Raw genomic sequence first — 17,967 nt, 5'->3', positions numbered from 1 at the left:
TGTCCGCGGTCTGGGCGGCCGGGCCCTGGTCCGGCTATCCGGCCGTCCGCCGCGGACCGGCATCACTGCCGCCGGCCGTGCGGTTGCCGCGTACGGCGGTGTCGCTCGGGACTTCGGTGCCGCCGGTCCGCTCCGCCGCCTCCGCGTCCTCCGCCGCCGGCTCGCCGACCCCGAATCCGTTCTCCTTGCGGAAGGACTCGTAGATCTGGAGCAGCACCTGCTTCTGCCGCTCGTTGAGCGAGGGATCGGCGAGGATGACGGCGCGCGTCTCCACCTCGTCCCGGTCCCGTTCGGCGTCGAGGATGCCGGCGCGGACGTACAGCGTCTCGGCGGAGATGCGCAGCGCCTTGGCGACCTGCTGGAGCACCTCCGCGCTGGGCTTGCGCAGCCCGCGCTCGATCTGGCTCAGGTACGGATTGGACACCCCGGCGGCATCGGCGAGCTGCCGCAGCGAGAGCTGTGCGTTTCGCCGCTGCTCGCGCAGGTACTCACCGAGATTGCCGACGTTGAGCGATGCCATGCCTCCACCATGCCGCACCTTCGCTAACAATTGCAAGCACCTGCTTGCAAGAGTGCGCCACACCGCCCGAGGACTTCACCCGCCCGTCCCAGTGCCGCCCCCGCTCGCCGGCCACGATCCCCGCGGAAACTCACTGGCGTCCGTTCCCTCCGGCCGTGAGACTGCCGCGGTGACGCTTCACGAGGACGAGATCCCGGTCGACGAGACGCTCATCCGGTCACTGCTGCGGGCACAGCGCCCGGAGTGGGCCGGCCTGCCGTTGTCGCGCGCGGGCGCCGGCTCGGACAACACCATGTACCGGCTGGGCGACGACCTGCTCGTACGACTGCCGCGGACCGCCGACGGACGGTCCGTGCGCAAGGAGCAGGAATGGCTCCCCCGCCTGGCACCGCTCCTGCCCTGCCCGATCCCCGAGCCCGTGCACGCCGGGACGCCCACCGACGCCTTCCCCGTCCTCTGGTCGGTGCACCGCTGGATCGACGGCGACGAGGCCGGCCCGGACACCGTCCGGGACTGGGCGGCCTTCGGCGCCGACCTGGCGGCGGTGGTGAGGGAACTGCACGGCATCGATCTCATGGGAGCGACGCGCGCCGGGGACCTGAGCTGGTACCGCGGCGGCGTTCTGGGGCCCTGCGACCAGTGGGTCCGTGCGGCCTTCGAGGACTGCCGGGCCACCGTGGGCTCCGGGCTCGACGTCGACACCCTGGAACGGCTGTGGCGGGCGGCGCTCGCACTGCCCGACCCGTCCGGACCCCATGTGTGGCTCCACGGCGACCTGAAGCCGACCAACCTCCTGGTCCGGGACGGCGGACTGCACGCGGTCATCGACTTCGGAGCGCTCTCGGTCGGCTTCCCCGACGCCGAGCACGCTCCCGTGTGGGACCTGCCGCAGCGAGCGCGACAGGCCTACCGGGACGCCCTGGACCTCGACGACGCGACCTGGACGCGCGCCCGTGCCTGGGCGATCGCGGTGGGGGTCAGCGGGATCTCCTACTACTGGCACACCTGGCCCGCCTTCGTCGCCGAGTGCCGGGCCCGGCTCCAGGCGATCCTCACCGACGCGGCGGCCGGCTGAGCGGCTGGACAGACAGCCGCAGCCACTCCGCCACGGCGGTGAAGTCGGCGCCGGTCAGGCCGTACCGGTGGTCGACCCGGTGGAGGAGGGCGGGCGCGGGATGGTGGACGGCGGCCCAGGCACGGTCGGCCTCGGTCAGCTCGTCGTCGATCCAGACGAAGGGGCGGCCCGCCGCCCAGGCGACCAGTGACCGGGTCTTCCAGTGCAGCAGGCCGGGCGGCTCGTCCTCGTCCGGCCACCGCACGACCGGCAGCTCGGGCAACCCCAGCCAGGGCGCCAGGCACGCGTTGGCGTCGTCCATCCAGGTCGTCGCCCACACCAGTTCGCAGCCGAGACCACCGAGCCGCGCGCCGAGCGCCGGGTCGACGCGGTTCAGCAGCGGATGGCCGCCCGCGTCCGGCGGCCCGGCGAGGCCGCGGTCGTACACCGGATAGGCCCGGTCCGCCGCACCGAACGGGATGAGCGGCCCGTCGACGTCGAGGAAGAGCAGCATCACCGTTCAGGATGCCCCTGATCGGGCGCCGGTTGAAGACCGCGGCAGAAGGGCAGCGGCCGGGCGTGGACGACGTCCAGGCGGGAGACCGCCCGGGTCAGCACCACGTACAGCCGGTTCGCGCCCCGCTCCTCCGCCTCCGCGACGGCGGCCGGCTCCACGGCGACGACGTGGTCGTACTCCAGTCCCTTGACCGCGCTCGCGGGCACCACGGCGACCCGGGCGCCGAGTTCCTCCGGGCCGGCCGTGCCGATGCCGGCGGCGGCGAGCGCGTCCCGGACACGCGCCAGGTCCGCGTCCGCCGTGACGACTCCGACCGAGCCCTCGCGGGCGAGCGCCGCGCGCACGGCGCCTGGTAGAAGGCCCGGGAGACGGGGGCCCGCCAGTCGACGACGAGGGGCGGGGCGGCCGGGTCCTCGGTGATCCGGAGACGGCCGACGTGGTAGTTCTGCCCGCCGTGTTCGGGATCGTCCGCGGCGAAGTCCAGCCTGCCGAAGAACAGCGGGCCCTCGGGCAGTTCGCGCAGCGCCTTGGCCTGGCTGCGCAGCCGGTATCCGAGCACCTCGGCGTCAGCACCGGAGGCGGAGACGTCCTCGCCGGTGACGACCTGTGCGGCGGCGCCGTCGACCATGGCGGCGAGGGCGGCTCGGCAGGTGTCGTGATAGGCGCGCTCGGTGTGGAGGGTGGCGTCGAGGGTGCGCTGGGATGACGTCATGCCCCCAGCGTACAGAAATTATGTAACCGAGTTACGTTCGTTACCGAGTCTCACAGCTCTGGAGTCCGGGCAGCCCCGCCGCCAGCCGCTCGAAGGTCCGCTCGGCGGCCCGCACCGCGTCCGGCCGGACCTCCTCCACTCCCTCCCCCGCCGCGATCCGCCGCCAGTTTTCCAGTGCGAGGATTCGCTGCACGGCGATGATCTGGCCCGCGGCGAGCCGCGCGTCCAGCCCGCCGCCGAGCGCCTCGGCGAGCGCGGCCTCCGACCGCTCCAGGTAGCCGTACATCCGCGCCGCCAGGGCGGGCGTGCCGTACAGCAGCCGGTGGAAGGCGAGCACCGCCGGGTGGTCGTTCAGACCGGTGACCGGATCGCACCGCTCCAGCCCGTCGAGGAAGTTGCGGCGCAGCGCCTCCAGCGGCTCCGCCGCTCCGGCCACCACCCGCGCGGCCTCCGTCTCGTGGTCCGCGATCCGGTGCAGGACCAGGTCCTCCTTGGCGGGGAAGTACCGGAAGAGGGTCGGCTTGGAGATCCCGGCCGCGGCGGCCACCTCCGCGACGGACACGGCATCGAAGCCCCGCTCCAGGAACAGCCGCACGGCGGTGTCCGACACGTCCTGGTACATCCGCCGCTTCTTGCGCTCACGCAGGCCCATCTCTTCCATGGGGGGAGCCTAGGCGCAGGGCTCGTCCGGTCTCACGCCAGAGCGCGGGCCAGATAGGGGTTCGCGGTCGGGCGGCGGGTGGGCAGGCCGAGGGAGGCGGTGGCGGCGGCCAGCGTCATGGCGTACGAGTCCACGGCCCGGCGGACGTTGGGGGCGTCCAGGCTCGCGCCGGTCACCAGGCGGTCGAGGTCCACGTAGGCCGACCGCACGATCTCGATCCAGCGGTAGACCCGCCAGTCCTGCAGCCAGTCGACGGTGTGCCCGGGGGCCAGCAGCTTCTGCCAGCGCTGGAACATGCGGTCCCGGATCTCCGGGCGGGTCGGGGTGAGGTGCATGTGCCTGACCAGGTCGTAGAGCGGGTCGCCGACCACCGCCATCTCCCAGTCGATGATCGTCAGCGCCAGCTCGTCCGCGCGGCGCACGAGGTTCCAGGGGTTCAGGTCGCCGTGCAGCAGGGCCGGCTCCCGGCGGCTCACGGTGTGCCGGGCCAGGATCTGGCGGAGCCGGCCGGCGTCGGGCAGCCCGAACAGCCGAGCCAGTTGCTGGGACTCCTTGGGCAGCTCCTCCACCAGCAGGACGAGCTGCTCGCTCAGCCAGCCGTAGAAGTCCCCCTCGCCGGCCGCCGGGTCGAGCTCCTTGTAACCCACCCGTGTCAGGGCGTGGAGCTGGTCCACCAGCCGGTCCGCCTCGTGCGGCAGCAGGCCGTGCACGGGGTGGTCGGGGGGATGCTCGCCGTCCCGCGGCCCCTCGTAGGTGTGGATGGCGAACCGTTCCCCCTGGTAGCTGGTCCCCAGGGCAAGGAACTTGGGGGCCGCCACGCCCACGCCGGCGAGGTCGATGGCCCGGAGCACCGCGTGCTCGCTCAGGAAGCCACGCTCCCTGCGGCAGACGTTGGCCACCTTGCGGCGGACCACGACGGGGATGTCGATGCCGGGGACCCGCACCACCGAGTTGAGGTGCCCGGTGCCCTTGAAGACCCGGCTGGCGGGCGTGGCGCCCTCCGCGAACAGGGCCTGGCGCACCGCGGAGTGCGGGAAGTCGGGGTGTTCGGGGACGCGTTGGTCCTGGTGCCAGTCCCTGATCTTGGCGGACAGGCCGAGGCCGCCGTTCCTGGCGGCGCGCCAGCGGAAGAGGATCCGCTCGATCTCGCGCGCGTCCGGCAGATTGCTGAGCCCGAGTGGGCCGGCCGCCACTTCCAGTGCGCGCCGCACCGCCGCGGTCGCGTCGTCCAGGCTCTTCTGGTCGGGCGACGCGTGCAGGGAGTCGGCCGCCCGCATCACGTCGGGGTAGACCGACTGCGCCCGCTCGAAGGCGACGTAGTGCCGCAGGTCCTTGGCGAGCCCGTTGACGGCCGCGGGACGGATCAGCCGCATGGCGTCCGCCCAGGCGTCGATCACCTCGTTCCACTGGTGCGAGGGGTATCGCATGCGGACCAGGTGGGTCGCCAGGTCGTGCAGGGGATCGCCGTAGGTCGCCAGCTCGAAGTCGACGCAGATCAGGGGCGGGTCACCGCCGTAGGACATGATCAGGTTGTCCCGGTGCAGATCGGCGTGGAGCAGGCTGTAGGGCCGCCGGGCCATGGCCGGGACCCGCTCGGCGAACCGCGTCAGGGCGTCCTCGGGGATGCCGAGCGCGGCGAACAGTCCGCCGAAGCCCGGCCAGTTCGCCCGCCTGATCTGACGGTCCGCCAGGCGGGCGAGCGTCCGCAGGAAACCCTGGCTGTCCTTGTCGTTGCGCGGCCAGGCGGCCGGCAGGGGCGGCAGCGCCTCCCTGCGCACCTGGGCCATCTGCGCGAGCAGACCGGCCAGGGCCTTGACGAGCAGGGCGTCGACCGGCTTGCCGTCCTCGCACACGCTGGACAGCGGCACACCCTCGACATAGCTGTGGATCGCGTAGCCGTCGCCCCTGGCAAGGCACTGCGGGACGTGCGGCAGGATGCCCTTGATGGCGTCCAGGATCGCCGACTCGTCCTGCCACGTCCTGATCACGACCGGCAGCACGTCACCCCGGCGGACCCGCACGGTCACGCAGGTGCCGGTGTCACGCCCCAGCAGGTGCCGCACGTCCTCGGTGACCGGCAGCACGTGGTTCCGGTTGTGGTGCCCGCTGCTCGCCACGCCCCGTTCGGCGGCTTCGCGTACGAATGCGCTGATGGCGCCGGGCGAGGCGCCTTCCCCGGGGTGCCGACGGGGAAGAGAGGGTGCGCCCACTGGCCGCTCCGGGTGACTCGCGCGAGAGAGACGGAAGGTATGCCAAACATTAGGTGCAGGTGATTCCAGGCACGACCAGAGTCGACCTCGAATGGTCACAACGGGTGGTCTGCCGGGCTTCGAGGCCGGTCGCCGGGCGTGCTGATTCGCCGTCTCCATATGCGGGGAACAGATCGACCGGTTCAGCGGTGCGGGAATGCTAGCGCACGGGGGCCGCCCTCCGGGGCGCCCCGCGCTGTTCGGCGGGGCGGTTCAGCAGTTCCCTCAGCATGGTTCGCAGGGGCTCCGTGTGGCGCCGGCCGATGGCCCCCAGTCGCTTCTGGGGGCGGTCGTCCGTCCGGTCGTCCTTGTTCCGCGGACAGGGCAGGACCAGCGACTCGGAGGGCAGCAGTCCGCGCAGGGCGATGCGCCGCGGCCGGATGATTCCCGCGCGGACGCGCTCCACCTGGAGGCGGATGTGCGCGTCCAGTGACTCGGACGTCAACGTGTGGACGCGCCGGGCCGGCCTCGCCGTCGGGGCCGCCGTGGTCTTCACCCTGCTGATGACTCAGGCCTGAGCCCGTACCTGTCTCAGCACCGACCGCAGCGAACGCACGGTGTGCGTGGCACCGGCCTCCCGCAGCAGCTTCTCCTTGCGCTCGTTGCGCGCGTAGCCGAGGAAGGGAACGCCGGCGCTGTTCGCGGCGAGCAGGTCCGAGGGTGTGTCGCCGATCATCAGGGCGGTCTCGGGGGCCGCGCCCATCGCGTTCAGGGCACGGTTGAGGCAGTGCGGGTCCGGTTTGAGGTGATGGAGGTCCTGGCTGCGACCGTAGAGGTGCGGGGTGAAGCAGTCCACGAGGTCACGTCCCGCCAGGTATTCGCGCACCACGCGCGGCGAGTTGTTGGTGGTGATCGCGAGCCGCGAGCCGACCGCCGTCCAGGTGCGGATCAGCGGATCGGCGTACGCGGTGGGCATCGCCGACCCGGTGGCCCGCAGTTCCTCCTGGGTGAGACGCTCCTCGAGCTCAGCGACCAGGTCGCTGCCGGGGTGCCTGCGGTCCACGGCGCGCAGGACGACGTGCGGGTCCAGGGACTCCCGCTCCTCCCGTGTGAGCAGGCCGTGCAGGCCCCGGCTCTCCAGCCACCGGGCCAGGTCGGTCGCCACGCGCTCCGCCGAGTGCCCGGCGAAGAGCCGGCAGATCGGCCCGTCGAAGTCCCACAGCACGACACGTGCACGTCTGATCAGATTCCGCAGTTCCTCGGTCTCGTCCTCGGTCTCTTCTGTCACCGGTTCGGTCCGCGTCGCATCAGAAGTCACTAGGAGAGTGTCAGGTCCGTCGTGATGGTTTCCCAGAGGGCGTCGAACCACTTCTGCGATTGCTCCACGAATGCCGCGTCCCGCTGACCGGCCCGCTTCTCGAAGGAGAAGAGCAGGGACTCGGAGCCGAGCGTGTCGTACATCTCCAGCGTGCCGGAGTCGGTGGGCTCCTCGCGGCGGGTGACCATGTAGTGCGCGAAGAGCGCCTCCACGCCGTTGAGCAGGTACAGCTTGACCGGCGGGGTGAACGGCAGGGCCCGGAAGGTGATCTGGACGTCGATGTCGTGCGTGGAGCGCAGGGCCCGCAGGTTGTACTGCAGGACCTGGCCCTGGGCGTTGCGCATCTCCAGCCAGCGCCGGTGCACGGGGTCGTCGTCGCCGTGCGCGTCGACCGAGACCGGGAAGGCGAGGTTGATGTCCCGGGACGGCAGCAGGATGCGCACGTCGATCCGGCCGGGGCGGATGCGGCCCTCGTGGATCAGCCGGAGCGGCTCACCGAGGGCCGGGATGAGGCTCTGCGCGGTCAGGCACACGGCGTCGATGCGGACGTGGGGGGCCGCGAACGCCTCGGTCAGCCGGGGGGCGAGGCCCACCATCGTCGACTGGGGCTCGTCATGGGCGGGGGCGAACTCGGCGACCCGCGGGGGGCTGCCCTTGCTGACGCCGCTGAGCAGACCGTCGTCCGCCAGTACCCGCAGGGCCTGCCGTACGGCGCCGCGCTCCACACCGAACTCCACGGCCAGCTCCGCCTGGGTGGGCAGGCGCTCCCCCGCCCTCAGGGCGCCGGTGCGGATACGTTCCCGCAGGATGTCGGCGATCTCCTGGGACGTGAGCCGTCTGCTGCCGTTCACTGCCACGTTCTCCTGAGCCACAACCAAACGCTACAACCCTGACCCATCTGACGGGAGTTGTCGCCAAGTCGTTTATAAGTAGGAGCCAAGTGGGGACAACTTAATCAGAGTTGGTTGCCAACTTGGTCAAGTTGGCAGACCGAAAGGGGGAACGTCCATGCCTGTCCTCGCGCTCCTCTGCGCCGCCTTCGTCGTCGGCTTCGAACAGCTCGTCGAATGGAAGTACGGCGCCACGGGTCTGGTCGGCCTGCTGCTGCTCTCCGTGGGCATCAGGGCCAAGAGCCCGGCGGTCAGCTCCGCCGGGGCCGTGCTGCTCGCCCTGCTCCTCGCCGGACCGGCCCTGTGACCGGGGCCGGCGATCCCTAGGGTGTGAGCAGAAGATCCGAACTGATCGTCTCCCACAGTGCGTTGAACCACAGGTGGGACTGTTCCACGAACGTGGTGTCGCGCAGGTCCGCACCCTGCGCGAAGGGAAACAGCATCGACCGCGTGCCCTCGGCGTCGTAGAGCTGCAGGTGCTCGTGGTCGATCTCCCGCTCGCGGCGGACGAGCGTGTAGTAGGCGAACAGCGCCTCGCTCCCGTTGAGCAGGTACAGCTTGACCGGCGGGGTGAAGGGCAGGGCCCGGAAGGAGACGCGCACGTCGATGCCGTGCGTGGTGCGCAGCGCCAGCAGGTTGTCGCGCAGCACCTGACCCTGGGCGTTGCGCTGGGACAGCCAGCGCCGGTGCAGCAGCCCGCCGTCGGAGGCGTCGACCACCGGTGCCGGGAAGGCGAGGTCGATGTCCCGGGACGGCAGCAGGACACGCACGTCGATCTTGGCCGGTTTCAACTGTCCGGCATGGATCTGCCGGAGCGGCTCCCCGATCGCCAGTGTGAGCGAGACGGACGTCAGGCACAGGGCGTCGATCTCGACGTGCGGGGCGGCGAAGGACGCCGCGATGCGCGGGGCGAGGCCCACCATGGTGGGCTGCGGCCCGGCCGCGGGGCCGGCCACCGGCCTGACCTGCTGGGCGAGGGCGGCCACGATGGCGGGGGCACCCTTGGACACGCCGGTGAGCAGGTGCTCCGACTGCAGGATGCGCAGGGCCTGGCGCACGGCTCCGCGCTCCACGCCGAACTCGTCGGCCAGCTTGGCCTGGGTGGGCATGCGCTGGCCCGGCCGCAGTTCCCCGGACCTGATCCGGGCGCGCAGTTCGTCGGCCACCTCGCGGTGTGACGTGCGTGACCGCTGTGGCCTCTTCCGCCCATTGGCGGAGGCGTGTTCCGGGTCCACGCACAAACACTACAACTTCGCGCCATCTTGCGGCAGTTCGCGGAAAGGTGGTTATGAGACGCACCCAAACGGAGATAAGTACAGTGAAGTTGGTCGCCAACTTGAGCGACATGGTCAAGCTTCTCAGTGGTTGGCCGACCGGGCTTCCTTCCGGAGGGGAGCCGGGAGCCCGGGCAGGGGACGGCCACCGGAGCGCACAGTCACAACTGAACGGCCCGTACGGCCCGCACAGCCACAACTGAACACGGCATCGCACAGCCACAACCGAACACCGTGACAACTGAACAGCTCGCTACGGATGGACAGCACGCGTCGCCGGCAGAAGGGACTGTCAGAAGATGTCCGGGCACCACGGTCGCCCGGATGTGCGCAGCAGGGCGTCGGCCTTCCGGGCGGCGCCCTCTCGCTCTTCCCGGACCCGCCCGAGGGCCGCGAGCCGCACCAGGGACTCGTCCCCCAGCCAGACCGTGCCCAACTCCGCGACCGGCAGCGTGAGATCGGCACTCGCTCCACCGGCCGGGGCGCAGGAAGCGCCCTGCGGCGAGGCCTCCAGCCGGAACCGTCCTCCGGCCAGACCGTCCGCGTCCACGACCTCCAGCACCAGCGAGCCGGTCCCGTCGTACGTGCGCGCCTCCAGGGCCCGCGTCCAGGACGCGCACCCACAGCCAGTCCGCGTGCGCCGTCACCCGGGCCGCGCGGGGGTCGGGCAGGAAGAACGGCAGCAGGTCGTCCGGGCCGCGCCAACCGCTCCTGACCTTCGTGATCCAGTCGATCGAGCACAGGAACCGCCACAGCGCCCGCTCGGCCGCCGGGGTGGCGGCGAGCAGCCAGTTGACGTCGGCGGTGTTGTGCGGCTGCTTGTCGTGCCAGTGGTCGTCGGACTCGTACGACACCAGGCCCTCGACCTCGCCGGAGGCCGCCCGATAGACGGCGTAGAACGGCTCGGTCCAGCTACCGCCGAAGCGGACGGCACCGGTGTTCACCTGCCACCACAGCTCGTCCCTGCTGACCGCCCCGGGCTGGGCGCGGCGGACCCGCTCATGCAGCTCGGGACCCAGCCCCCGGACGTCCTCGCCGTCCACGAGATCGATCCGGCCGCCGTCCTCCGGGCCCGACCAGCGCGGGTCGAGGCCGCTGCGGGGCACCTCGACGGTCCACTCGGTCGTCCAGGTGGCCGGGCCGAAGCCGTAGCGGCCGTAGATCGGGTACTCGGCGGCGATCAGCGTGGCGACGACGTCACCGCGCTCCTTCGCCGCCGCCAGGTCCTGCGCCATCATGCGGCTCAGCAGGCCGCGCCGGCGGTGGGTGGGGCTGACGGTGACGTTGGTGATGGCGTCCGCGGGGACGGTGGCGCCGCCCACAGCGGTGATCTCCTGGGCGAAGGACCGGAAGGTCGCCACACAGCGGCCGTTGTCGAAGGCGCCGAGCGGCCGGCCCCCGGAGAGCTGCCGGCGGCGCGACTCGATCTGCTCGGGTGCCGTCACCGGCTCTCTCAGGAAGCCGGTGTTCAGCGCGCGGAGCCAGTCCTCGAACTCGGCCTCGGTGACCGTGCGGACGTCGTTCGTCATGGGGTCACGGTAGGGGGGCGGCGCGGGCCCTGTCGCGCGGATTTCCGGTGGTCCGCCCGGGCCCTCTCGGGGTCAGGTCAGCAGGTCGTCGACCTGTGCCTCGCCCACCCGGTAACGGCGGGCGATCTCCCCGCTGCAGTCGTCCGTAATCCGCTGCAGGCGCTGGCGGCGCCGGGAGACCTCCTGCTCGTAGCCGACCAGGCGGCCCATGGCGGTGGTCAGCTCCCGGTCGGTACGGGCCCCGAGGTCCGACAGCTCGACCTCGCCGAGCATCTCGGCGGCCAGCAGCCGGTACTCCTCGTTGAGCGGGGTGCCGAGCGTGACATGGCGGGCGGAGGAGCGCTGGCGGGCCGGGGCGTCGGTGAGGATCTCCGGGAGCCGCTCCACCACGGAGGCGTCCGCGGGCGCCGGTACGGACGCCCGGCCGCGCCGGGCGAGTTCGGCGCGCAGGATGTCGATCCGGCCCTGCAGCAGCCGCCGCACATAGCTGAGGTCCGCCTCGTCGCGCTGGGCGTCGCGGCGCAGGGCGCGCAGCTCGGGCAGGCTCGGCCGGGTCAGGTCGTACTCGGCGGGTTCCGCGGGCAGCGACGGGCCGGGCTGCCCCTCGCCGCGTTGCGCGGGCGGCCGGTGCGTCTCCAGCCACCTGGTACTCGGTGTGCTCATGTGGTGTGACCGTCCCCTCGACCGGCGTGTGGAAGCATCGTGCCACCCCAAGTCGCCGCTATGTGACCGAGTGCCCCCGAACGGCCCCACATGGGGGCGTAAGGATCAATAATGGGCCGACCGTGTCCAGGGCCCGGTCACCCGGCATGATGGTCGGCATGCGTGCGGTGGTGCAGAGGGTGGACGGCGCGAGCGTCGTCGTGGACGGCGAGACGGTGGGCGCGATCGAGGGCGAGGGCCTGTGCGTCCTGGTCGGCGTCACCCACGAGGACACCAAGGAGAAGGCGGCCCAGCTGGCCCGCAAGCTCTGGTCGATCCGGATGCTGCAGGACGAGCGGTCGTGCAGCGACATCGGCGCCCCGCTGCTCGTCGTCAGCCAGTTCACCCTCTACGGCGACGCCCGCAAGGGGCGCCGCCCGACCTGGAACGCGGCCGCGCCGGGCGATGTCGCGGAGCCGCTGGTGGACGAGGTGGTCGCCCAGCTGCGGACGCTGGGGGCGACGGTGGCGACGGGGCGGTTCGGGGCGCGGATGCGGATGTCCCTGACGAACGACGGGCCGTTCACGGTGCTGCTCGAGATCTAGGCCCTTTCGTTTGGATCAGGCCGGATCAGGGAGCGGGGTCTGGTGCCGTGCATCGCAAGGCGGAGGAGGGCGCCATGGCGGAGCCATGGCAACCGACGACAACGCGGCGAGGCGCGGTGCCAGACCCCGCGAGCCCGGCATGATCCAAACGAAAGGGCCTAGGCCCGCCGCCGGATTCCCGTCGTCGGGCGAAGGCCCTACGGCTCGACGATCACTTCCTGGGCGGCGGCCGTCTCCCCGGCCACCAGCCGGGCGTCGAGCGGTACGTTGCGCTTGACCAGGGCGAGGGCCACCGGGCCCAGTTCGTGGTGGCGCACGGACGTGGTCACGAAGCCGATCCTGCGGCCGTCGGGGCCCTCGTCCGCGAGGCGGATCTCGGTGCCGTGGGCGGGCAGGTGGACCTCGCTGCCGTCGAGGTGCAGGAAGACCAGCCGCCGGGGCGGCTTGCCCAGGTTCTGCACCCGGGCCACCGTCTCCTGGCCTCGGTAGCAGCCCTTCTGGAGGTGGACGGCGGTGCCGATCCAGCCCAGCTCGTGCGGGATGGTGCGGTGGTCGGTCTCGAAGCCGAGGCGCGGGCGGTGGTGCTCCACGCGCAGCGCCTCGTAGGCGAGCAGACCGGCGGCGGGGCCGGACTTCGCGGCGAACGACTCCAGCTCGGCGCGCGGCAGGAAGAGGTCACGGCCGTACGCCGTCTCGCGTACGGCGACGCCCTCGGGCACCGCGGCGATGGAGCCGGCGGGCAGGTGGACCACCGCCACCTCGGCGGTGCGGTCGGCGACCTCGACCCGGTAGAAGAACTTCATCGACTCCAGGTAGGCGATCAGCGCCTCCTCGGTGCCGGGCTCCACATGGGCCCAGACCGTCGTGCCGTCGTCCACCAGGTACAGCGCGTGCTCGATGTGACCGTGCGCGGAGAGGATCAGGGCCTCGGTGGCCTCGCCCGCCGGCAGGTCGCTGACGTGCTGGGTGAGCAGCAGGTGCAGCCAGCTCAGCCGGTCCTCGCCGGTGACGGTGATCACCCCGCGGTGGGACAGGTCCACGAAACCGGTGCCATCGGCGAGGGCGCGCTGCTCGCGGAACAGCTCGCCGTAGTGGGCGGCGACGCCTTCGTCCGGGCCCTCGCCGGGTACGGCGCCGGGCAGGGACAGCAGAGGGCTTTTCATACGGGCAAGCCTACGTCGTGGTAGTTGAACTCTTCAGGGCACAGTCCTTGCAGCGGCCGAAGATCGCGAAGTGCTTCATGTCGGTGGCGAAACCGAACTGCTCACGCAGCTTGGCCGTGAAGTCCGCGGCCACGTCCACGTCCGCCTCGATGACGTTCTCGCAGTCGCGGCACACCAGGTGCAGATGGTGGTGGCGGTCGGCGAGGTGGTAGGTGGGCGCACCGTGACCGAGATGGGCGTGGCTGACCAGGCCGAGTTCCTCGAGCAGCTCCAGCGTGCGGTAGACGGTGGAGATGTTGACCCCCGAGGCGGTCCTGCGCACCTCGCCGAGGATGGCGTCGGGGGTCGCGTGCTCCAGGGCGTCCACGGCTTCGAGCACGAGTTGCCGCTGCGGCGTGAGCCGGTAGCCGCGCTGCCTGAGGTCGCTCTTCCAGTCGGTGCTCACCACACCGGAAAGTCTAGGGCCACCGGCCGGCGGGGCACACTCGCCGGCAGGCCCGCCTGCCGGACGGGCCCGCCGCGAGGCGGACCTGCCGACGGACGGGCCGGTGGAAAGACGAGCCGACCGGAGAACGGGCCGACCGGAAGGCGGGGCCTACTTGAAGAACGCGATGCCGTCGTCCGGCATGTCGTCGGGCAGGGCCTTGGCCCAGCGCTCGACGTCCCCCGGGGTGACGACCTTCTTCAGGTGGGCCGACATGTAGGGGCGCAGCTCGACCTCGGGGGTCTGCTTCTCGCCGACCCACATCAGGTCGCTCTTGACGTAGCCGTACAGCCGCGTGCCGCCGCTGTAGGGCGGGGCGTCGGGGGTGCGGGCGACGGTGTCGGAGGCGAGGTCGATCTGCGGCTTCTTGTCGGCCATCCTGCCGTACCAGATCTCGATGACGCCGTCGTCGCGGGTCATCGTCACCTCGACGCGGCGCTCGGCGTCGATCCGCCAGAAGCCGGACTCCGACTCCAGCGGGCGGACCTTGTTGCCGTCGTTGTCCAGCACCCAGGTACGGGAGTGGTACTCCAGGAAGTCCCGGCCGTCGTGGCCGAAGGTGACCTCCTGACCGAAGTTGCACTTCTCCGAGCCGGGGAAGTCGTGCACGCCCGCGCCGGCCCAGTTGCCGAGCAGGAAGGCGAGCGGGACGAGGTCCTTGTGCAGGTCGGACGGGATCTCGATCATGATCGGCAGTGTTCCTGGGTGGTGGTGGTCAGCGCTGGCCCTGGTACAGCTTCTTCACGGTCAGACCGGCGAAGGCGAGAACGCCGACGCAGACCAGGACCAGCAGGAATTCGAAGAAGATCTCCACGGGTGCTCCTTGAGCGAGGGTGGGCGTACGACAGAGCCGGGGCCCAGCTTACGCGGCCGGGGCCCGGCCCTCCTTCCGAGGTGGTTCCTCGGAGTCCTTCAGGGGGTCAGCCGAGTAGCTGGCTCTGCAGCACCACCGTCTGCTGGAAGGGGATCGCGGGGGCGGAGCCCTTCCGGGACTGAAGGATCACGGCGTAGACGTCCCCCGCGGCGACGTAGGCCTGACGGACCTGTTCGGCGCCGTAGGGCCTGGTCTCGACGTACGCGGTGCGCTCGGTCCCGGACACCGCGGCCGCGTCGGGGAAGCGCTCGTCGTAGACGGCCTCGCCGACGCCGCGCACCTGGCGGCCGGGGACGCTGTACGCGACGTTGTCGCTGGCGAACTCGTTCTCCACGACGTTCGCCGTGCCGAACTGCAGCAGGTAGACCCGGGTCCGGGTGCCGTCCGGCATGGTCCAGCCGCGGGCCGCGATGTGCCGCAGACCGGTGTCGACGAGCTTCTGCCGCAACTCGTCCCGTTCCTCTTTTTGCGGGTACTCCGCCAGGTAGGCGCCGGTGGCCAGCCAGCCGTCCCGGCCGCGCAGCGCCTTGTCCTCCGTAGCGCCCTTCGGCGCGGGGAGCAGCAGGGCGCGCAGGTCGGCGTAGTGCGAGCCGGCCCGGTTCGACTCGGCGAAGGGCGCGGGGCTGCCGGCGGGCAGCGGGGGCCTGGTCAGCTCCGGGTAGTCCCAGCGGCCGTCCGACCCGGTGGCGAGTCCGGGTACGTCCGTCCGCTCCATCCGGGTGATCCCGTACGCCGTGCCCGCCCCGACCGCCGCGAACGCCACGACGGCCGCGGTCCAGCGCAGCACGGCCCGCAGGACGCGGCGGTCCTTGCCGGGTGCGGGCGGCGGAAGCTCGGGCGCGGGCGGTACGGCGGGCTGCTCGACGGGCGGCTGCGTCACCTGCTGTTCGCTCATACGGCCGCTCCCGGCTCTGCGATGCGGTCGAGCTGGGTACCCAGGAGCTTCGCGACGCCGGTGCCGTCGAGGGTTTTCGCGCCGGACGCGGTGGTGGTGACCAGGACGTCGCCGACGTAGGCCGAGCAGAACATCTCGTTCACGTCCTCGTCGGAGCCCTTGGGCGAGCGGAAGCACTTGGCGTCCTCGTGACCCTTGACGGCCGGGCCCGTCCGCAGGGCGCCGAGCTCCTGGATGAGCTTGCTGGTGGACGTGGAGATCCGGCGGGCCGCGGACTTGTCCCCCATCCGGGACAGCGTGATGCTCACCGCGTAGACCTCCTCGTTCCACAGGTAGGGCTGGGACTGCGAGCTGAAGTAGCTGCGCATGGCCATGCCGGTGATGTGCTGGCGGTCGATCTGCAGCTCCAGTTGCTTGCGCGTGGACCGGGGCAGGCCGCTCACCGACTGCTTGCGCAGGGTCGTGGCCTGGGCGCCGTTCAGTTCGGCGTCGGTGCCGAACTCCCCGATGTCGGGACCGCGGACCCAGGTGCCGGTCCCGTACGGCACGAGCATCCCCGCGAGCCCGTGCCGGGGCGTCTCCTTGTGCTTGCCGGCCGCGACACTGGGGAACTTCCAGACGGGCGCGCCCGCGTCGCGGTCGGCCGCGCGCACGGTGACGGCGGTGCAGCCCACCCCGGCGACGAGGGCTCCGGCCAGCAGCACGGACCCGGCGACCACGGGGACGCGGCTCCGGCGGCGGGGCCCGGGCTCACCGCCGCCCTCGGCGGCTCCGGGGAGGGGCTGCTCGGCGGGCCGGACGGTTTCGGGGAGGGGCTGCTCGGCCGGCTCGACGGACTCCGGGCGGGCCTGCTCGACGGGCGCGGTGGGCTCGACGGACTCCGAACGGGCCTGCCCGGCGGGCGCGGTGGGCTCGACGGGCTCGTTCTGCTTCTCGGTCACAGCCGCTCCATCTGCCGCCGGGCCAGGTCCCTGATCTCCTTCTTGGCGATCGGCCCGCTGCTGTAGATCCAGATCTCCATCGCTATGTCACCGCGCCAGGCGTACGCCTCGGCCCCGTACAGCGGACCCACGCCGAAGTCGGCGACCGGCCGCTGGTGGACGTAGGCCATGCCGTCCCCGGTCCCGGGGATGCTCCAGCTGTCGGTCCCGGGGGCGGACTCCACGGCCTCCTCCACGTTGTGGGTGGCGTCGGCCGCCGCCATGGAGTCCTCCTGCCGGTACTGGATCAGCCGGATGTCGACGATGGACGAGGCACCGGCCTTCCAGCCGGTGACGGCCGCCCGGCGGAACTGGTCCGTCGCCAGCGAGCTGAACTTCTCCCCGGGGTGGTCGAAGTAGTCGGCGTAATCGCCCAGTTCCAGCCAGCCGTCCTGGGGCACCCAGGACGCCGTACGCGCGCCGCGCGGCTTGTCCAGCAGCAGCTTGCGCAGGTCGCCGTCCGTCTTGACCTTGCGGTCCTGGGCGGCGGACAGCGGCTCGGCCCCGCCCTTGGCCTGCTCGATCACCGGCTGCGAGAGCGGGGGCAGCTTCGTGGGCTCGCGGTCGGCCTGGACGAGGTACCCGGCGCAGACGCCGGTCACCAGGCCCAGCAGGGCACCGGCACCGACCAGCCGGGCCGTGCGGCCGCGCCGGCGGGGCCGGGGCGCGGCGGGTGCGCCGGAGGTGTCCGCCGCGCCGCTGTCGTCCCGCACAACCGGATCATTCGCCACACCCGGAACATCCGACGCGTCGGGTCTCTCTTCCGGTTCTTCTGGCTCTTCCAAGACGTCCCCCCACAGAACGGGAAGCGTGAATTCCGAATCCACGCCTCACAGCAGACTCATGGTCAGGTCCGGGAGTTGCGGGGGCGTTGATTACGATTCGGTCATGGCGAAGAAGCTCGTGATCAAGGTGACTGCCGGGGCCGACGCCCCGGAGCGGTGCTCGCAGGCGTTCACGGTGGCGGCGGTCGCCGTCGCCAGCGGGGTCGAGGTCTCACTGTGGCTGACCGGGGAGTCGTCCTGGTTCGCGCTGCCGGGGCGGGCCGCCGAGTTCGAACTGCCGCACGCGGCGCCGCTGCCGGACCTGATCGACTCGGTCCTCGCCGCGGGCGGCGTCACCCTGTGCACCCAGTGCGCGGCCCGGCGCGAGATCACCGAGAAGGACGTCATCGAGGGCGTACGGATCGCGGGCGCGCAGGTCTTCGTGCAGGAGGCGCTGGCCGACGGGACCCAGGCGCTCGTCTACTGAGACCGCCGTTCCGGCCGGTTCAACTCCCCTGCTGGGTCCACAGGCAGAAGGGGTGCCCCGCGGGATCCAGCAGCACCCGGACGTCGGACTGCGGCTGGTGCGCGGCGAGCGTCGCGCCTCCGGCGAGTGCGCGTGCGGTCTCGCTCTCCAGGTCGTCGACCTCGATGTCGAGGTGCAGCATCATCTGCTGGTCGCCGGGGCCGCGGCCGGGCCAGACGGGCGCGACGTAGCCGGGCTCCGTCTGGAACGACAGCGCGGTGCCGCCGCCCGGCGGCCCGATGAGCACCCAGTCGGGTTCCTCGGCGCGTATGACGTAGCCGAGCAGGCGCAGGTAGAAGCCGGCCAGCGCGTGCGCGTCCCGCGCGTCGAGCACCACCGTGGACAGCCGTGCGGATGGCATGCGGGGCCC

General features: G+C 71.8%; 21 protein-coding genes and 2 pseudogenes. 4 read left to right on the top strand and 19 right to left on the bottom strand.

The features are described 5' to 3' along the window. Positions 1-34 precede the first annotated feature (34 nt). Entirely contained in the window at positions 35-520 is a 486-nt protein-coding gene (locus ACFVVO_RS12765) for a helix-turn-helix domain-containing protein (protein ID WP_390054258.1), read from the bottom strand. A 169-nt stretch (positions 521-689) separates the two neighbouring features. On the opposite strand from ACFVVO_RS12765, the gene ACFVVO_RS12760 reads away from it, so the two are divergent. Further along, a complete protein-coding gene (locus ACFVVO_RS12760) occupies positions 690-1,595 on the top strand; it encodes an aminoglycoside phosphotransferase family protein (protein ID WP_390054256.1) in 906 nt (301 codons plus the stop codon). Here the strand turns inward: ACFVVO_RS12760 and ACFVVO_RS12755 are convergent. The 8 genes and pseudogenes from ACFVVO_RS12755 to ACFVVO_RS12720 form a co-directional block, all read right to left on the bottom strand. Beyond that, positions 1,573-2,088, bottom strand: a complete 516-nt coding sequence (locus tag ACFVVO_RS12755; protein ID WP_390054254.1) for an HAD domain-containing protein — start codon at positions 2,086-2,088, stop codon at positions 1,573-1,575. The genes ACFVVO_RS12760 and ACFVVO_RS12755 overlap by 23 nt on opposite strands. Continuing rightward, positions 2,088-2,249 carry a hypothetical protein gene (locus tag ACFVVO_RS12750; RefSeq protein ID WP_390054886.1) on the bottom strand — a complete coding sequence of 54 codons (162 nt, stop codon included), beginning with the start codon at positions 2,247-2,249 and terminating at the stop codon, positions 2,088-2,090. Before ACFVVO_RS12750 ends, ACFVVO_RS12755 begins: the two co-directional genes overlap by 1 nt. 121 nt (positions 2,250-2,370) lie before the next feature. Continuing rightward, positions 2,371-2,803: pseudogene (locus tag ACFVVO_RS12745) on the bottom strand (AAA family ATPase); the annotation flags it as partial. Between the two features lie 40 nt (positions 2,804-2,843). Continuing rightward, positions 2,844-3,464, bottom strand: a complete 621-nt coding sequence (locus tag ACFVVO_RS12740; RefSeq protein ID WP_390054252.1) for a TetR/AcrR family transcriptional regulator — start codon at positions 3,462-3,464, stop codon at positions 2,844-2,846. Between the two features lie 32 nt (positions 3,465-3,496). Beyond that, positions 3,497-5,674: a phosphotransferase gene (locus ACFVVO_RS12735; protein ID WP_390054250.1), complete on the bottom strand. Its 2,178-nt coding sequence runs from the start codon at positions 5,672-5,674 to the stop codon at positions 3,497-3,499. Positions 5,675-5,873: 199 nt separating this feature from the next. Further along, the gene (locus ACFVVO_RS12730) at positions 5,874-6,158 is read right to left on the bottom strand and encodes a hypothetical protein (protein ID WP_390054248.1); all 285 of its coding nucleotides are present in this window, start codon (positions 6,156-6,158) and stop codon (positions 5,874-5,876) included. A gap of 63 nt (positions 6,159-6,221) precedes the next feature. Then, positions 6,222-6,941 carry an HAD family hydrolase gene (locus ACFVVO_RS12725; protein ID WP_390054246.1) on the bottom strand — a complete coding sequence of 240 codons (720 nt, stop codon included), beginning with the start codon at positions 6,939-6,941 and terminating at the stop codon, positions 6,222-6,224. Positions 6,942-6,970: 29 nt separating this feature from the next. Beyond that, positions 6,971-7,849, bottom strand: coding sequence for a winged helix-turn-helix domain-containing protein (locus ACFVVO_RS12720; RefSeq protein WP_390054244.1), 879 nt, complete (start codon positions 7,847-7,849; stop codon positions 6,971-6,973). A 130-nt stretch (positions 7,850-7,979) separates the two neighbouring features. Between ACFVVO_RS12720 and ACFVVO_RS12715 the strand changes: the two genes are divergently transcribed. Next, positions 7,980-8,168, top strand: a complete 189-nt coding sequence (locus tag ACFVVO_RS12715; RefSeq protein ID WP_390054242.1) for a hypothetical protein — start codon at positions 7,980-7,982, stop codon at positions 8,166-8,168. Positions 8,169-8,184: 16 nt separating this feature from the next. Here ACFVVO_RS12715 and ACFVVO_RS12710 read toward each other — a convergent pair whose 3' ends face one another. The 3 genes and pseudogenes from ACFVVO_RS12710 to ACFVVO_RS12700 form a co-directional block, all read right to left on the bottom strand. Beyond that, entirely contained in the window at positions 8,185-9,102 is a 918-nt protein-coding gene (locus tag ACFVVO_RS12710; protein WP_390054240.1) for a GntR family transcriptional regulator, read from the bottom strand. A gap of 325 nt (positions 9,103-9,427) precedes the next feature. Further along, positions 9,428-10,664: pseudogene (locus ACFVVO_RS12705) on the bottom strand (GNAT family N-acetyltransferase). 72 nt (positions 10,665-10,736) lie between these two features. After that, positions 10,737-11,327, bottom strand: a complete 591-nt coding sequence (locus tag ACFVVO_RS12700) for an aerial mycelium formation protein (RefSeq protein WP_390054239.1) — start codon at positions 11,325-11,327, stop codon at positions 10,737-10,739. Between the two features lie 158 nt (positions 11,328-11,485). Between ACFVVO_RS12700 and dtd the strand changes: the two genes are divergently transcribed. Further along, on the top strand, positions 11,486-11,911 hold the full coding sequence (gene dtd, locus ACFVVO_RS12695) for a D-aminoacyl-tRNA deacylase (protein WP_390054237.1): 426 nt from the start codon (positions 11,486-11,488) through the stop codon (positions 11,909-11,911). 197 nt (positions 11,912-12,108) lie between these two features. On the opposite strand, the gene ACFVVO_RS12690 is transcribed toward dtd, so the two are convergent. From ACFVVO_RS12690 to ACFVVO_RS12665, 6 genes are all read right to left on the bottom strand, one after another. Next, positions 12,109-13,074 (bottom strand): YgfZ/GcvT domain-containing protein, encoded by a 966-nt coding sequence (locus ACFVVO_RS12690; protein ID WP_390054235.1) that lies wholly within the window; start codon positions 13,072-13,074, stop codon positions 12,109-12,111. Between the two features lie 10 nt (positions 13,075-13,084). Then, positions 13,085-13,522 (bottom strand): Fur family transcriptional regulator, encoded by a 438-nt coding sequence (locus ACFVVO_RS12685; RefSeq protein ID WP_390054233.1) that lies wholly within the window; start codon positions 13,520-13,522, stop codon positions 13,085-13,087. Positions 13,523-13,669: 147 nt separating this feature from the next. Next, positions 13,670-14,245, bottom strand: a complete 576-nt coding sequence (locus ACFVVO_RS12680; protein ID WP_390054232.1) for an FABP family protein — start codon at positions 14,243-14,245, stop codon at positions 13,670-13,672. A 233-nt stretch (positions 14,246-14,478) separates the two neighbouring features. Then, on the bottom strand, positions 14,479-15,327 hold the full coding sequence (locus ACFVVO_RS12675; RefSeq protein WP_390054230.1) for a hypothetical protein: 849 nt from the start codon (positions 15,325-15,327) through the stop codon (positions 14,479-14,481). Continuing rightward, positions 15,324-16,268 carry a hypothetical protein gene (locus tag ACFVVO_RS12670; RefSeq protein ID WP_390054229.1) on the bottom strand — a complete coding sequence of 315 codons (945 nt, stop codon included), beginning with the start codon at positions 16,266-16,268 and terminating at the stop codon, positions 15,324-15,326. The genes ACFVVO_RS12675 and ACFVVO_RS12670 overlap by 4 nt, the downstream gene beginning before the upstream one ends. Then, a complete protein-coding gene (locus ACFVVO_RS12665) occupies positions 16,265-17,020 on the bottom strand; it encodes a hypothetical protein (RefSeq protein ID WP_390054227.1) in 756 nt (251 codons plus the stop codon). The genes ACFVVO_RS12670 and ACFVVO_RS12665 overlap by 4 nt, the downstream gene beginning before the upstream one ends. Positions 17,021-17,195: 175 nt before the next feature. Between ACFVVO_RS12665 and ACFVVO_RS12660 the strand changes: the two genes are divergently transcribed. Then, entirely contained in the window at positions 17,196-17,558 is a 363-nt protein-coding gene (locus ACFVVO_RS12660) for a DsrE family protein (RefSeq protein ID WP_390054225.1), read from the top strand. Between the two features lie 19 nt (positions 17,559-17,577). On the opposite strand, the gene ACFVVO_RS12655 is transcribed toward ACFVVO_RS12660, so the two are convergent. Then, a complete protein-coding gene (locus ACFVVO_RS12655; RefSeq protein ID WP_390054223.1) occupies positions 17,578-17,958 on the bottom strand; it encodes a VOC family protein in 381 nt (126 codons plus the stop codon). Between the last annotated feature and the right edge of the window lie 9 nt (positions 17,959-17,967).

It is taken from the genome of Streptomyces sp. NPDC058145, assembly GCF_042884245.1.
Lineage (GTDB): Bacteria > Actinomycetota > Actinomycetes > Streptomycetales > Streptomycetaceae > Streptomyces.
The sequence above is the reverse complement of the archived record's forward strand: the minus strand, read 5'-3'. Positions and strand labels throughout refer to the sequence as shown.

Excerpts from the sequence above, each read along its gene's own strand:
- ACFVVO_RS12675 (WP_390054230.1), bottom strand. The coding sequence starts at position 15,327 with ATGAGCGAACAGCAGGTGACGCAGCCGCCCGTCGAGCAGCCCGCCGTA.
- dtd (WP_390054237.1), top strand. The coding sequence starts at position 11,486 with ATGCGTGCGGTGGTGCAGAGGGTGGACGGCGCGAGCGTCGTCGTGGAC.
- ACFVVO_RS12655 (WP_390054223.1), bottom strand. The coding sequence starts at position 17,958 with ATGCCATCCGCACGGCTGTCCACGGTGGTGCTCGACGCGCGGGACGCG.
- ACFVVO_RS12740 (WP_390054252.1), bottom strand. The coding sequence starts at position 3,464 with ATGGAAGAGATGGGCCTGCGTGAGCGCAAGAAGCGGCGGATGTACCAG.
- ACFVVO_RS12755 (WP_390054254.1), bottom strand. The coding sequence starts at position 2,088 with ATGCTGCTCTTCCTCGACGTCGACGGGCCGCTCATCCCGTTCGGTGCG.
- ACFVVO_RS12765 (WP_390054258.1), bottom strand. The coding sequence starts at position 520 with ATGGCATCGCTCAACGTCGGCAATCTCGGTGAGTACCTGCGCGAGCAG.
- ACFVVO_RS12700 (WP_390054239.1), bottom strand. The coding sequence starts at position 11,327 with ATGAGCACACCGAGTACCAGGTGGCTGGAGACGCACCGGCCGCCCGCG.
- ACFVVO_RS12690 (WP_390054235.1), bottom strand. The coding sequence starts at position 13,074 with ATGAAAAGCCCTCTGCTGTCCCTGCCCGGCGCCGTACCCGGCGAGGGC.
- ACFVVO_RS12660 (WP_390054225.1), top strand. The coding sequence starts at position 17,196 with ATGGCGAAGAAGCTCGTGATCAAGGTGACTGCCGGGGCCGACGCCCCG.
- ACFVVO_RS12680 (WP_390054232.1), bottom strand. The coding sequence starts at position 14,245 with ATGATCGAGATCCCGTCCGACCTGCACAAGGACCTCGTCCCGCTCGCC.
- ACFVVO_RS12715 (WP_390054242.1), top strand. The coding sequence starts at position 7,980 with ATGCCTGTCCTCGCGCTCCTCTGCGCCGCCTTCGTCGTCGGCTTCGAA.